The organism is Pseudonocardia sp. GCM10023141, assembly GCF_042653605.1.
The window spans coordinates 1-13743 of the sequence record NZ_JBHSIR010000082.1 but is presented as its reverse complement, the minus strand read 5'-3'; the positions used below and the strand labels follow the sequence as shown (position 1 = coordinate 13743).

The following is a 13743-nucleotide window of genomic DNA, read 5'->3' as shown; positions in this document are numbered from 1 at the left end:
GGTCCTCCTCGGGCGGCACAGCAGGGCCCGACGATAGCCGCCCGGGCCGACGGACCCGGCGCGCAACCCCCGCGAGTTCGGTAGTTCCCCCGATCCGTGGCGGGCCAGGGCATCCCAGGATGGACGCATGCCGACGTCGACCAACATCTCGCTGCAGATCCTCGCCGTGGTCGCCTTCGCCGCGCTGCGGCTGGCGGCGCCGGGCTGGTGGCTGGTCCTGTTCGTCTTCAGCCTGATCGGGCCGGTACTGGTGCTGGTGCCGACGATCGCGGCGCTCGCCACGGCGCGTCGCGGAACCCTGGAACGCTCCGTGGCGGTGCCGTTCGTCGCGACGGCCGTGCTGCTCGTCGTCGCGGGAGCCACCGTGCCGGACTTCGGCGACGACTCCGGCGCCTACCTGCCGTTCGGCGGGCACGTGGACGGGCCGATCATCGAGGTGATGAACGGGATCGGTGGGGTGGCCGTGCTGGGCTTCGTCGCGTCGCTCATCTGGACGCTGTGCGCCGTGGCGAGCACGCGCCGGCCCGCCGCCGTGCGCATCTGACCGACCCTCGATCGGAGGACGCCTTCTGTCGGGGATCGGTGGGAGGCTCGCGCCCCGCTCCGATGGAGGCACACCATGTCCACCCATTCCGACCCGTGGCCGTCCGGCACCCCCTGCTGGGTCGATCTCGCCGTCCCCGATCTCGATGCCGCGAAGGCGTTCTACAGCTCCGTCGTGGGCTGGACGTTCGTCGACTCCGGCGCGGAGTTCGGGCACTACAGCATCGCCCAGACCGACGGGCAGGCCGCCGCGGCGATCGGGCCGCTCCAGCAGGAGGGGCAGCCGTCCGACTGGACCGTGTACCTGGCCACCGCCGACGCCGACGCCACCGCCAAGCTGATCACCGAGCACGGCGGCTCGCTGATGTTCGAACCGATGGAGATCCCGGGCAACGGCCGGATGGCGATCGCGATCGATCCGACCGGTGGCGTCTTCGGCATCTGGCAGGCCATCGGCATGACCGGCTTCGGCATCGCCAACGAGCCGGGCTCGGTCACCTGGACCGATGCACGGCTCACCGATCCGGTTGCGGGCAAGGCCTTCTACTCGGCGGTGTTCGGCTACACGTTCGATCCCATCCCCGGCGCCCCCGACGACTACTCCGTCTTCTCGGTCGACGGCGAGACCCGCGGCGGCATGGGCGGCATGATGGGCGGGCCGCAGGACGCGCCCTCGCACTGGCTGTCGTACTTCTCCGTGGCCGAGGTCGACGCCGCCATCACCACGCTCACGGCGTCGGGCGGCACGCTGCTGGTGCCGGCCGAGGACACCCCGTTCGGGCGGATGGCCGTGGTCAGCGATCCGTTCGGCGCCACGTTCTCCCTCCACCAGGCGCCGCCTGCGGGGTAGGCGCACCCGTGCCGGCTACCGGGTGAGCGCAGCGATGCGGTCGCGCGCCGCCGGGTAGTCGCGCTGCAGCGGCGCGCGCTCGCCGAGCCGGAAGCCCGGCCAGTCGAAGGGTGGCGCCATGGTGGTGCCCACCAGGGTCCAGGCACCCGTCGGCGCCGAGCCCTGCCAGGTGCCGGCGGGCACCACCACCTGCGGGCGCTGCCCCGCGGCGACGTCGGGCCCGAGCACCGGCTGCTCGACCGTGCCGTCGGCGTGCAGCAGGAGCATCCGCAGCGGCGAGCCGGCGTAGAAGTGGTAGGTCTCGACGCCGGTCAGCGCGTGCAGCGCGGAGAAGTCCGGGGACAGGAGCATGTAGTAGATCGCCGAGGAGAACGTGTCGATGTGCGTTCGGCGGAAGAGCCCACCCTCGTCGGGCAGTGGCACGAGGCCGAGCTCCGCGGCGATCCGCAGGCCTGCCGCGCGGTCGCTCACCACGACGGCACCGCCGCCATCCCACCGTCCACGACGAGGTCGTGGCCGGTGATCCAGCGCGCCATCGGTGAGGCGAGGAAGACACAGGCGTCGCCCACGTCGCCCGGCTCGACGAGGCGGCGCAGCGGCGCCGCCCGCTGCCAGCGCTCGACGCCGTCCGGCCAGTCCCTGGCGAGCCCCGGCCGGTCGACGAGGCCCGGGGATACGGTGTTGACCCGGATCCCGAACGGCCCGTACTCGAGAGCCGCGCTGCGGGCGAGCATGATCACGGCAGCCTTGGCCGCCGCGTAGTGCGCGTGGCCCCGCGCGGGCCGGGAACCCTCGATCGAGGCGATGAGCGTGATCGATCCGCCTGCGTGCCCACCGTCGCCGCGCAGCACGGTAGCGGCCGCCTGCACGGTGGCGAACGCGCCGGTGGCGTTGCCGTCGACCACCGCGCGCCAGCCGGCCACGTCCATGTCCGTCAGTGCCGCCACCGGCTGCACACCTGCGCAGCCCACCACGGCGTCGAGCCGTCCGAAGCGGGTCAGCGCCACGTCCATCAGCGCGGCGCACGCGGCCGGGTCCGTGACGTCGGCCGCTGCGGACACGGCCCGACCACCCGCGGCGACGATCCGGTCGACCGCGGCGGCGGCGCGCTCCGCACCCGTGCGGTAGCCCACCACCACGGCGGCGCCGGCCGCGGCGAACCGCGCGGCGACACCGGCGCCGATACCGCCCGCGGCGCCGGTCACGAGTGCGACGGAACCGGTCAGGTCGGGCAGTGCGGACGTCACCGGGCCAGTATCTCGTGCCGAACGCCCACCGGTTCCGGTTGGATCATGAGCCGGTGGGCGCTCGGCGGCTGCGGCTCGTCAGAACGTGAACTTCTCGATGATCCACGCGCAAAGTTCGGGCTCGGTCATCTCGGGGAACTCGGCGGCGAAGTTGGCCAGAGCACGCGTCGCCTCCTCCCGGTCGAGTCCGCGCCCCAGCGCGGCCTGGAAGTACTCCTGCCGGGCGGCGGTCGGTCGGCCACCACCCGCGCCTCGGCCCGGTAGGCCATCACGCCACGACACCATGTCCTCCAGCCGTTCGGCCCGCCAGCCCGGGGTTCCGTCGATCTCGACATCGGGCTCGGGGAACGGATGAGCCGAACCCGTCGGGTAGCGGGAGCGCCACTTGTGCACGGCATGCCGCGTCACGCCCATCGCTTCGGCGATGCCGAGTACGCCGACGTAGTGCTCTGCCATGGGTGCCAACGTCTCCGGTCCGACCTCCTGCGCGGATCACATGACTACCACCATGCGGCGGCGCCGTCGCACCGGCCGGCCCGTGTTCGTTGACTCTTGCAGAGACGACGTTATCCGTCCCCGGCATCGTCGTCAACGCCGGGGACGAGGTTGCAGGCGGCGATAGGGCCGCCCTACAGCACGCCCGCACCCATCCGTGCCAGCAGCGCCCGCATCCGGCCCTGCTCGGAGCGGGTGAGGTTGTCGACGAACGGGGCGAGCAGGTCCGCGACCTCGACACGGATCGACTCAGCGAGGTGATGCCCCTGCTCCGACAGCGTCACCCGCACCACCCGGCCGTCGCCGGGGTCCGCGCCGCGCTCGACCAGCCCCCGCTTCCCGGCCCGGTCCAGCAGCCCGCTGATCGTGGACTTGTCGAGACCGAGGTGGCGCGCCAGCTCGGTCACCCCCAACCGGCGGTCGCGCAGGATCCCCAGTACCCGCAACTGCGTGAGGGAAAGCTCGTGCCGCGCGCCCACCCGGTTCAGGACGGACGTGATGGCGAACGCGGCCTGCACGAGCCCGTCCATCAGTTCCGCGTCCGGGCCCTCCACACGTGCGGTGTCATCAGCCACCTGGCAACCCTACCTTGACAAGGTGGTATCACCAACTAAATTGGTTTGTATCACCATCTAACTTGAGAGAGTGGTCCCATGCATGCAGCAGTCGTCTCCGCGTTCGACGCCCCACCGCGGTACGCCGAGTTCCCCGTTCCGCAGCGCAGCGGCGACGACGAGGCGCTCGTCGACGTGATCGCCTCCGGCCTGCATCCGCGGGTCCGGTCGCAGGCCGACGGCTCGCACTACACGAGCACTGACGAGCTCCCGTTGGTCCCGGGCATCGACGGCGTCGGCCGCACGGCCGACGGGCTGCTGCGCTACTTCGTCCTCGTCGACACGCCGATGGGGGCGATGGCCGAGCAGACCATCATCGATCTGCGCCGCAGCATCGTCCTGCCCGAGGACAGCGATCCGGTGCTCATCGCGGCCATGATGAATCCGGCGATGTCGTCCTGGGTGGCCCTGCGCCGCCGCATCGACTTCCGGCCCGGTCAGCACGTGCTCGTGCTGGGTGCCACCGGCAACGCCGGACGGCTCGCCGTCCAGGTCGCGAAGCTGTTCGGCGCCGGGCAGGTCACCGCTGCCGGCCGCGACGCGCAGCGGCTCGCCGCGCTGGCGGCGGTCGGCGCCGACGTCACGGTGTCGGTCGCGGGAGAGCCCGCCGACGTCGCGCGACGGCTCGGGGCCGCCGCCCGGGACGTCGACGTCGTCCTCGACTTCGTCTGGGGACCGGCCACCGCCGCCGCGATGACGGCGATCGTCACCGACCGCAGTCATCGCGGGAAGCCGTTGACCTGGATCGAGATCGGCTCCGCGAGCGTTCCGCAGCAGGCACGTCCGAGTGGCGGACGTCCTGCCGAACCGGCGGGAGTACCTCGTCGACGTTGCGGCGCCCGGTGGAACTCCGGATCCACGATCACCGGACCGGTCCTGTCCCCGTCACGCGCCCGCGCCAGTCCTCGGCTACGGGGTGTAACCGCGGCTAGCCCGTCCCGGTCGGGGTGCGGCGAACCACCCGATCCTGGGGCCGCAGTGGGGCACGCTGATGCTCATGGGACGACACAGCAGGCCAGAACCGGACGGGGATCCCGACACGGAGACGACCACGCCGCTTCCGCCCACCGAGGCCGATCCGGACGAGGCCGAGTAGGGGCCGGGATCAGGGCCGGGGACGCCACCGCAGTAAGCACTCCGCCACCAGCAGGCTCGGCACCCACGACAGCCAGGCCGCCGCCCCGTAGACGTCGCGGAACAGCGTCTCGAAGTCACCGTCATACGTATCGCGAAGCTGCGGCAGCGTCGTGACGATCAGCAGGCCCAGCCAGGAGCGGAAGGTGACGGCCGAGAGCGTCAGCACGACGTTGCGGATCATCCATTCGCGGTGCGCGTCGAACCGGCGCTGCCGGGCGGCGCGGTAGCCGGCCACCGCCGTCACCAGCCACGTCAGCGACAGCAACGCGAACGCCGCCCGCGGGACGGGCCCGTAGGCGGACAGCAACGCCACCGGCACACCCACGATCGCCGAGGGCACCACGCCGAGGGCGAGGTAGGTGCGCCCGATCCGCCGGTGCACCGCCGGGTGGCGGCGGCGCAGCCACGGCACGAACTGCAGGGGGCCGAGCAGCAGCGCCACCGACCCCGTGCCGATGTGCACCAGCAGGAGCGCGAAGTGGGCGGTGCCGGTCACCGGCACGCGCGAGCGGTCGGGATCGGGCGGCACGTAGCCGCTCAGCAGGTAGACCGTGGTCGCCGCGCACACCAGCCCCAGCACCACCAGCCATGGTCCGAGGATCCGCGACCCGGAGCGCCGCGGTGCCGGTGCAGGGGTCGGTGGGGCGGGGGTCGGTGGGGCAGGCGTCAGGGTCATGCCCGGAATGCTGCGACGCGACGGGCGGCGGGGCATCGCCGTCACGGGGGATCTGCCCGATCCCCCGCGCGACGGAGCCGGTCACCCGCTGACGAGTGCCGTGGCCGCCTTCTCGATGTCGGCCTCGGAGATCAGCACGTGCAGGGCGGCGTCACCGAGCGGGATGAAGCTGTCCTGGCTCGCGACCCGCCCGATGCGGCCGTCGAACCCGCCGTCCACGAGCGCGGTGACCACGCCCTCCGACACCCCGCCGGTACGGCGCGTCTCGTCGACGACGAGCACCCGGCCGGTGGCCCGGGCCTCGCGCAGCACGTCGGCGACCGGGAGCGGTGCGAGCCACCGCAGATCGACGACGCGGCTGCTGATCCCGGCCCGCTCCAGCCGGGCGGCGACCCGCAGGCTCATGTGGAGCCCGTTGGCGAACGTGACGATCGTGAGGTCGGTGCCGGCGCCGTAGGTGCGGGCGCGCCCGATCGGGACGTGGTGCTCGGCCCACTCGGCGGGGGCCGGATAGGGCGCCGTCCAGCCACCGTCGCCGTCCTCGTGCAGGTCTCGGGTGTGGTAGAGCGCGATCGGCTCCAGGTACACCGACGTGGTGCCGTCGACGGCGGCGGCAGCGGCGCAGGTGCGCATCATGGCGGCGGCGTCGTCCGGGCGGGCCGGTGAAGCGATGACGAGGCCCGGGATGTCGCGCAGCACGCCGATCGCGTTGTCGTTGTGGAAGTGGCCGCCGAAGCCCTTCTGGTAGGCGTAGCCGGCGATCCGCACGATCATCGGGTTGCGGTAGCGGCCCGCGGAGAAGAACGGCAGGGTCGCGGCCTCACCGCGGAGTTGGTCCTCGGCATTGTGCAGGTAGGCGAGGTACTGGATCTCCGGGATCGGCAGCAGCCCCGAGACACCGGCCCCGAGCGCGAGCCCGAGCACGGTCTGCTCGTCGAGCAGGGTGTCGAACACGCGTGCCGGACCGGCCTGCTTCGCGAGCCCGCGCGTGACGCCGTACACCCCGCCCTTGGCGGCCACGTCCTCGCCGAAGACCATCGCCCCCGGATGGCCGGCCAGCACGTCGGCCAGCGCGCGGTTGATCGCCAGTGCCAACGTCAGGGGCGGGCCGTCCTCGGGCTTCGCCGCGCCGAGGACGGCGCTGCGCCGCTCGGGGTCTGCGGGGGTGGCCGCGCGCGCGGCCACCGCCTGCGGGCTCGTGCGCCCGATCGGGGCCATCACGGCGGCCGCGGTGGCCAGCTTCGGCAGTCGTGCCACCTCGGCGGCCACCGACCGCACCCGCGCTCCGACGCCGTCGTAGCGGGCGATCACCTCATCGGGGCTCAGCACCTCGGCGCCGATGAGCAGGCGCGCGGTGCCCAGCAGCGGGTCGCGGTCCCGCTCGGCAGCGATCACCTCCGGCCGCCGGTAGGCGCCCTCGACGTCCGAGCCGGCGTGGCCCATCAGCCGGACGGTGCGCAGATGCAGCAGCGCGGGTCTGCGGTGCTTGCGCACCCAGTCGGCCGCGCGCCGGGCCCCGTCGACGGCACTGGCGAGCTCGCAACCGTCGGCGGGGAAGTACTCCAGCCCCGGTCGGCTGCCGTAGGCGTGGGCGATCCACCCCTGCGGCGTCGGCACGCTGATCCCGATGCCGTTGTCCTCGCAGACGAGCAGCAGCGGCATCGGGAGCCCGCGGAACCCGACCTGGATGGCGGCGTTGATCGCGCCCGCCGCGGTGGAGTGGTTGGCCGAGGCGTCACCGAAGCTGCAGACGGTGACCGCATCGGCGGGCCACCCACCCTCGACGCCCAGCTTGGCGGCGCGGCCGGTGGCGAACGCGACGCCGACGGCGCGCGGCAGGTGCGACGCGATCGTCGAGGTCTGCGGGATGACGGCGAGCTCATGGCGGCCGAAGACCTTGTGCCTGCCCCCGGAGATCGGCTCCTCGACGGCCGCGACGAGGCCGAGCAGGACGTCGCGGATCCCGTCGATGCCGGGGACCTGGCTCGCCCGCTCGAGGTAGAAGGCGCCGGAACGGTAGTGCAGCAGCGCCGGGTCGGTGGGTCGCAGCGCGGCGGCCACGGCCGCGTTGCCCTCGTGGCCGGAGGAGCCGATCGTGTAGAAGCCCGCGCCGTGCGCGCGCAGCCGCCGCGCCTCCAGGTCGAGGTGCCTGCTGCCGACCTGGGAGTCGAACAGCGCCAGCGCCCGCTCCGGGGTGAGACCGGCCGGGAGCGGTGCCGCCACCGGGGTCGCCGCGCGCGCCCCGGCGCGGAAGTCGGTGTCGATCTGGTCCTCGGTCGCACCGGACGGGCGGGTCATGCGGCTCCTGCCTTCGACTGCTCTGGCTCAGCTGCGACCGAGGTTGACGATCGCGATCAGACCCACGACGACGATGACCCCGCGCAGCACCGGCTGCGGGAGCCGGCGCCCGATTCTGGCACCGAGCAACCCGCCTGCCGAGGAGCCGATGGCGATCAGTGCCACGATCCGCCAGTCCACCTGGCTCGGGGCGATCACGAGGAACGCGACCGCGGCGACGGTGTTGACCGACGTCACGAGGCCGTTCTTGAGCGCGTTGAGGCGCTGCAGCGACTCGGTCATCATCGTGCCGAGCGTCGCGACGAGGATGATGCCCTGCGCGCCACCGAAGTAGCCGCCGTAGACGCCGACGAGCGCGGTGGCCGTCATCGCCGCAGGCCCGACATCGGCGGCGGCCGCCTGCCCGCGCCGTTCGCGGCGACGCGCGAGTGAGCGTTGGATCCACGGCTGCACGACGACCAGCACGATCGCGACGCCGATCAGCACCGGCACCACGGCCGCGAACGCCGAGGCCGGCAGCGTCAGCAGCAGCACCGCCCCGACGATGCCGCCGAGCACGGACATCGACCCGAGCATCAGCAACCGGCGACGCTGGTCCGCGAGCTCGCGGCGGTAGCCCCAGACGCTGGCGATGCCGCCCGGGACCAGCCCGATGTTGTTGGACACGTTGGCCAGCACCGGCGGGAACCCGAACGCGAGCAGCGTGGGGAACGTGATCAGCGAGCCGGAGCCGACCGCCGCGTTGATCGTGCCCGCGGCAGCACCGGCGAGCAGGATCAGCACGGCTTCGAGCGGATTCACCCTTGTCACCCTCCCCCGTCGGAGGCCTCGCGGGCGTGTGCGTTCCACCACTTGCCCGACGGCCCTCCTGTACCGCCGAGTCGGCGCAGGGGAGGCCGGGGTGACGGCGCCAACCAGATGGCCACGGCGCCAACGTCGCGACATCGGCGCGGAGGCCACGGGGTTGGCGCGGTGGGAGGCGGGCCGTGGCCGCATGGTGAGCGTGGTCGGACCGGCGGGGCGTCGCGGCCGGGGGGATTGCAGGAAAGCCACTTTCCCGCAACCACGTTGCGGCAAAGTGGCTTTCCTGCAACACCAGGCAACCGGCCCAGAGAGCTCAGCGCCGCCCCGGACCCACCGCCGTCAGCACCAGCTCCCGCACCCGCGCACTGGCCGACTCCGCCGCATCCCGCTCGCCGGCGGTAGCCCGTTCCAGCCGCACCGGGATGTCCTTGTGGTGCGGCGTCCCGGCGATCGGGTCACGATCGGTCGCATCGGTGATCATGTTGATCCGGGGCCCGTTGGTGACGCGCCCGCCCCGCCCATCGGGCACCGACATGCCGAACCCGTGCGGCAGCGCCGCCTGCATCGGCCGCATGCTCTCGTCGGCCTCGGCCCGCACGACGATCCGGCCGGCGGTCGTGATCACGGCCGTCCAGTCTCCCGGCTCGACGCCCACCGCCAGCAGATCGGCGGCCCTGGCCCGCAGCGCACCCTCCGGGTCGGTGCGCCGCCAGGCGGGCGGGCGCAGGATCTGGTTGGCGTTGTGGGCGCGGCGCTGGCCGTTGATCAGCGAGAACGGGTAGTCCGGGTCGGGCTGTTCGGCGGCCGGGTCGAGCGCGGCGAGCCAGGCGAGCAGCTCCGGGACCGCCAGCTGCACGCGGTCGCGGCGCACCAGGTCCCACACCTCGTCGTAGGTGTGGGTGGAGAAGGCGGTGCCGCTATCGCTGGCGATGATCCGGTCGAACAGCACCTCCCCCAGCGCCCCACCCGCGGCGTCGGTGCCGAGCGCACGCTGCACCGGCACCGCCATCGTGGCCGCCGCCCGGTGGCACGCAGCCCACAGCGGCGCCATCGACGCCGCACCGCCGGGCAGGGTCGGGCCCAGCGTCCGGTAGAGCAGCACCGGAGCGAGCTCCGGCGACCCCTTCAGCAGCGGCATCGCCGCGCGCATCAGGTTGGGCCGGTCGGTGCGTGCGACCTCGGCGAGCGCCGCGATCGTCGCCTCGTCGGGCAGCGCGCCGAGCTCCTCGAACAGGCGGGCGTAGATCTCCGCCTCGACGAGTGTGCCGGGCAGCGGCTCGAACAGCGGGCGGCGGATCTGGAAGTAGTTGGTGGGGAACTCGAAGTCGAAGAGCGTGAACTCCCACTTCTCGTGCTGCGACGCGGCCGGCAGCACGTAGTCGGCCTGCGCCGCGGTCTCGGTGAAGGCCACGTCGACGACGACGGACAGCTCGCACTCCCGCAGCGCCCGCTCGACGTCGGCGGAGTTGGCGTAGGTGTTGGCGGGGTTCGCCGACTCCACCCACACCACGCGCGCCCGGTTCGGGTGGTCGGTGAGGACCTCCTCGGCCATCGTGCTCGACGGCAGCAGCCCACCGATGTACGGGAAGCCCGTGACGTCGGAGCGCTCACCGCGGGAGTTTCCCCACAGCGGCAAGAGCCAGGAGTGCAGGTTGTTCGTGCCCTCGCGGCCGAAGTTGCCGGTGAGCAGGTAGAGCAGCTTCTCGAGATAGCTGTTGAGCGTGGAGTGGCGGCCCTGCTGGATGCCCAGCTCCACGCGCACCGTCATCGCCCGGGCCGCGAGGATCATGTCGACGGCCTGCTCGACGTCGGCGCGCTGCAGCTCGGCGTGCGCGATCCACGCGTCGACGGGCACCGTCGCGAGCGCCGTGACGACCTCGTCGAGGCCCTCGGTGCGCGCCGCGAGGAAGGCCGTGTCCTGCCCGCCGCGCTCGACGATGATGGCGAGGATCGCGGCGAGCAGGTAGGCGTCGGTGCCCGGACGCAGCGGCAGGTGCAGCTCCGCGATCTCGGCGGTCTCGGTGCGCCGCGGGTCGATCACGATCATCCGGCGCGCGGGATCGTTCTTGATCTCGTTCAGGGCGTGGCGCGCGTTGGAGAAGCCGTGCGCGAGCCACGGGTTGCAGCCGAGCACGACGAGCAGGTCGCACTCCTCCACGCCCTCGGCCGTGTGGCAGGTCTGCGAGCCGAACATGGCGCCGTTGACCCAGAAGTCACCGGTCTTCTCCTGCGAGAGCGCGTTGACGTAGCGCGTGGAGCGCATCCACGTCAGCAGCGCCTTCCCGTAACCGCCCCCGGAGTGGTTGCCCTGCCCGCCGCCACCCGCGTAGAGCATCGAGCCGGGACGTCCCTGCGCGGCGTCCTCGGCGCGGACCGCGACGAGCCTCGCGGCGATCTCGCGCAGCGCGGTGTCCCAGTCGATCTCCTCGTAGTCACCATCGGCCGTGCGGCGCAGCGGGGACGTCAGCCGGTCGTCGTGGTTGCCGTACCAGGTCAGGCGCTGCGCCTTCTGGCACAGGTAGCCCGCCGAGCGCGGGTGCGCCTTGTCGCCGCGGATCCGGCTGATCGCCCGGCCGTCGACCTGCACCTCCAGCCCGCAGTTGAGGTAGCAGAGGCTGCAGGCGGTCTTGTGCCATTCCGACGTCGGCTCGCTCATGAGACCTCCTTCACCAGGTCCAGCGCGCGGCCCAGGGTGGTCAGCTTCGCGTCGAGCGTCTCCCCCGCCGGGTAGAGCCGGACGGTGTCGACGCCGGCGTCGCGCCAGACGCCCAGCCGGGTGCGCACCATGTCCTCGGTGCCGATGAGCGTGGTGGCCAGCACCATCTCGTCGGTGACGAGGCCGGCGGCGCCGTCGCGGTCGCCACCTTGCCAACGCTCCCGCACCTGCTCGGCGACGTCGGCCCAGCCCTGGCGGCTGTAGGCGTTGTTGTAGAAGTTGGTGGTGGCCGAGCCCATCCCGCCGAGGCTGAACGCCAGCTCCTTCTTGCGGGCGCCGACCATCGTGGCCAGCTCGTCCTCGTCGGCGGCGAACGCCACCTCGGCGCCCTCGCAGACGTCGATGTCCTTGCGTTCCCGCCCGGCCTTCGCGAGCCCGGCGTCGAGATGGGTGAAGTAGGCGTCCGACCCCTCCGGCACGAAGCTCGTGCCGAGCCAGCCGTCGGCGAGCTCGCCCGTCAGCTCCAGCAGCTTCGGCGACATCGTGGCCATGTAGATCGGGATGTCCGGGTTGGGTGTGGACGACAGCCGCATCGGCCTGCCCTCCCCGCCGGGCAGCGGGATCGTGAAGACCGAGCCGTCGTGGGCCACCTTCTCCCCCGCCATGGCGCTGCGGACGATCTCCACCGTCTCGCGCATCCTCGTCAGCGGGCGGGCGAACGGCACGCCGTGCAGGCCCTCGATCACCTGCGGCCCGGACGCGCCGAGGCCGAGGAAGAAGCGGTTCTCGGAGATCTCGGCGAGGGTGAGCGCGGCCTGCGCGATCGCGACGGGGGTGCGCGTGCCCAGCTGGATGATCCCGGAGCCGAGCAGCAGCCGCTCCGTGCGCGCGGCGAGGAAGCCCAGCACCGACGGCGCGTCCGAACCCCAGGCCTCGGCGACCCAGCAGACGTCGAGCCCGAGCTTCTCGGCCTCGACCACGAACTCGAGCGTCTCGCGCCAGTTCCTCGACGCCTCGACGGTGGTGGCGGTGCGCATCAGGAGCTCTCGATCCGCTTCTTGATCTGGGCGAGCGTGTCGATGATCGCGCTCTCGAATTCACGCAGCCGCACGAAGACGATCTTCTGTTCCTTGTCGGGCATCCGGTCGATGGCGAAGCTGAGCCCGGAGCGTCCGGGGCCCATCTGCATCGTCTGGCTCAGCTGCGTGCCCCCGTCCCGGGGTTCGAGCCGGAAGTGCCACAGCGCCGAGGGCTCCTCGGGGTCGGCGACCGCCCAACCGAAGACGCGGGGCTCCTCGCACTCGACGACGAACGAGGTGCTCTGCCACTCGCCGAGGGCGTCGTGCCTGCTGCGGCCGATGAACGTGTTGCCCACGGCGGGACCGGTCGCGCCGTCCTGCCACTCGATCGACTGCAGCTCGTCGCTCATCGACGGCATCGCCTCGACGTCGGCCACCAGCGCCCACACACGCTCGGGCGGCGCCTCGATCCAGGTCTCCGCCCCTACCGTCGGCTTGTCGGCGTATCGCGCTCCAGTCCACTCCATAACCTGCAGAGTTGCGGATTAAGACTGACTTGTCAACGGACCACCCCGGAGCGGACGAGCCGCGGCGGGAGTTCCGGCAACGGGCGAGCGCGGGGCCTGCGACCAGCAGCCCTCAGGCGGAACGCCCGGCGAAGCGGGCCTGCACGTCGGGGCGCGCCGCGAGCCGCTCCGGGTAGCCCGGGCCCATCCGCATCGCGGTGTCGCTCGCCGTCAACGGCTCGTGGCAGTGCGCGCACACGACCTCGGCCTGCGTGTCGTGGCCGCAACGCTCGTGGTGCAGGGCGATCGGCACGCCGGCCTCGTCGGCGAGCCAGCGGTCACCCCACGCCATCATCGCGGCGATGACCCCGAAGAAGTCGCGGCCCTTGTCGGTGAGCACGTAGTCGTAGCGCACCGGCTCGGACTGGTAGGGCTGCTTCTCCAGCAGACCCTCCTCGACGAGCAGGCGCAGCCGGTCGGCGAGGGTGTTGCGCGCGATGCCCAACCCGGCCTGGATCTCGTCGAACCGGCGCAGCCCGTAGAACGCCTCGCGCAGCACCAGCGGCGTCCACGCGTCGCCGAACAGATCCATGGTGCGGGCCACCGAGCACGGCCACTTGGCGAAGGAAGTGCGCTTCATGCCCCGATCATACCGAGTGCAGGTGTGCAACCCAGCAGATCAGCGACCTGACTCTGCGAGATAGGTGGCGGCGAGCCGCTTCGGCGCCTTCGCGAGCCAGGCGTCGATGATCACCTCTTCGAGCTCGGCGACCCCGATGCGTTCGAGGCGGACGAGCACGGCCGGATAGCCGTTGAAGTGCGGGGTGGTGAGTCGGGTAGCCGAGGGGAATCGCACCCCTCGGCTCCCACAGATCCCCGCATGAAGATCTCCCTTCAC

Annotated in this window: 14 protein-coding genes and 1 pseudogene; 3 read left to right on the top strand and 12 right to left on the bottom strand. The window is 72.4% G+C overall.

From position 1 onward, the window contains the following. The first annotated feature begins 127 nt into the window (after positions 1-127). Together ACFPFQ_RS44565 and ACFPFQ_RS44560 are read left to right on the top strand one after the other, a co-directional pair. A complete protein-coding gene (locus ACFPFQ_RS44565; RefSeq protein WP_379629345.1) occupies positions 128-544 on the top strand; it encodes a hypothetical protein in 417 nt (138 codons plus the stop codon). A gap of 75 nt (positions 545-619) precedes the next feature. Next, positions 620-1393 carry a VOC family protein gene (locus ACFPFQ_RS44560; protein ID WP_379629344.1) on the top strand — a complete coding sequence of 258 codons (774 nt, stop codon included), beginning with the start codon at positions 620-622 and terminating at the stop codon, positions 1391-1393. Between the two features lie 15 nt (positions 1394-1408). On the opposite strand, the gene ACFPFQ_RS44555 is transcribed toward ACFPFQ_RS44560, so the two are convergent. From ACFPFQ_RS44555 to ACFPFQ_RS44540, 4 genes are all read right to left on the bottom strand, one after another. Next, positions 1409-1867, bottom strand: a complete 459-nt coding sequence (locus ACFPFQ_RS44555; protein ID WP_379629343.1) for a cupin domain-containing protein — start codon at positions 1865-1867, stop codon at positions 1409-1411. Continuing rightward, positions 1861-2640, bottom strand: coding sequence for an SDR family NAD(P)-dependent oxidoreductase (locus ACFPFQ_RS44550; RefSeq protein ID WP_379629342.1), 780 nt, complete (start codon positions 2638-2640; stop codon positions 1861-1863). The genes ACFPFQ_RS44555 and ACFPFQ_RS44550 overlap by 7 nt, the downstream gene beginning before the upstream one ends. A 78-nt stretch (positions 2641-2718) precedes the next feature. Beyond that, positions 2719-3096: a hypothetical protein gene (locus ACFPFQ_RS44545; RefSeq protein WP_379629341.1), complete on the bottom strand. Its 378-nt coding sequence runs from the start codon at positions 3094-3096 to the stop codon at positions 2719-2721. A gap of 173 nt (positions 3097-3269) precedes the next feature. Continuing rightward, the gene (locus tag ACFPFQ_RS44540; protein WP_379629340.1) at positions 3270-3710 is read right to left on the bottom strand and encodes a MarR family winged helix-turn-helix transcriptional regulator; all 441 of its coding nucleotides are present in this window, start codon (positions 3708-3710) and stop codon (positions 3270-3272) included. A 78-nt stretch (positions 3711-3788) separates the two neighbouring features. On the opposite strand from ACFPFQ_RS44540, the pseudogene ACFPFQ_RS44535 reads away from it, so the two are divergent. After that, positions 3789-4391: pseudogene (locus ACFPFQ_RS44535) on the top strand (zinc-binding alcohol dehydrogenase family protein); the annotation flags it as partial. A gap of 463 nt (positions 4392-4854) precedes the next feature. Here ACFPFQ_RS44535 and ACFPFQ_RS44530 read toward each other — a convergent pair. The 8 genes from ACFPFQ_RS44530 to ACFPFQ_RS44495 all read right to left on the bottom strand — a co-directional run bounded on the left by ACFPFQ_RS44530 (position 4855) and on the right by ACFPFQ_RS44495 (position 13701). After that, positions 4855-5562, bottom strand: a complete 708-nt coding sequence (locus tag ACFPFQ_RS44530) for a DUF2306 domain-containing protein (RefSeq protein WP_379629339.1) — start codon at positions 5560-5562, stop codon at positions 4855-4857. Between the two features lie 81 nt (positions 5563-5643). After that, positions 5644-7860 (bottom strand): thiamine pyrophosphate-dependent enzyme, encoded by a 2217-nt coding sequence (locus ACFPFQ_RS44525; RefSeq protein WP_379629338.1) that lies wholly within the window; start codon positions 7858-7860, stop codon positions 5644-5646. Between the two features lie 27 nt (positions 7861-7887). Further along, a complete protein-coding gene (locus ACFPFQ_RS44520; RefSeq protein WP_379629337.1) occupies positions 7888-8661 on the bottom strand; it encodes a sulfite exporter TauE/SafE family protein in 774 nt (257 codons plus the stop codon). A 316-nt stretch (positions 8662-8977) separates the two neighbouring features. Then, positions 8978-11320 carry a molybdopterin-dependent oxidoreductase gene (locus ACFPFQ_RS44515; protein ID WP_379629336.1) on the bottom strand — a complete coding sequence of 781 codons (2343 nt, stop codon included), beginning with the start codon at positions 11318-11320 and terminating at the stop codon, positions 8978-8980. Beyond that, positions 11317-12357: an LLM class flavin-dependent oxidoreductase gene (locus ACFPFQ_RS44510; protein WP_379629335.1), complete on the bottom strand. Its 1041-nt coding sequence runs from the start codon at positions 12355-12357 to the stop codon at positions 11317-11319. Before ACFPFQ_RS44510 ends, ACFPFQ_RS44515 begins: the two co-directional genes overlap by 4 nt. Beyond that, positions 12357-12866, bottom strand: coding sequence for an SRPBCC family protein (locus ACFPFQ_RS44505; protein WP_379629334.1), 510 nt, complete (start codon positions 12864-12866; stop codon positions 12357-12359). The genes ACFPFQ_RS44510 and ACFPFQ_RS44505 overlap by 1 nt, the downstream gene beginning before the upstream one ends. 112 nt (positions 12867-12978) lie before the next feature. Continuing rightward, entirely contained in the window at positions 12979-13485 is a 507-nt protein-coding gene (locus ACFPFQ_RS44500; RefSeq protein ID WP_379629333.1) for a winged helix-turn-helix transcriptional regulator, read from the bottom strand. 39 nt (positions 13486-13524) lie between these two features. Continuing rightward, complete coding sequence (locus ACFPFQ_RS44495) at positions 13525-13701, bottom strand: hypothetical protein (RefSeq protein WP_379629332.1); 177 nt, start codon at positions 13699-13701, stop codon at positions 13525-13527. Positions 13702-13743: the final 42 nt, after the last annotated feature.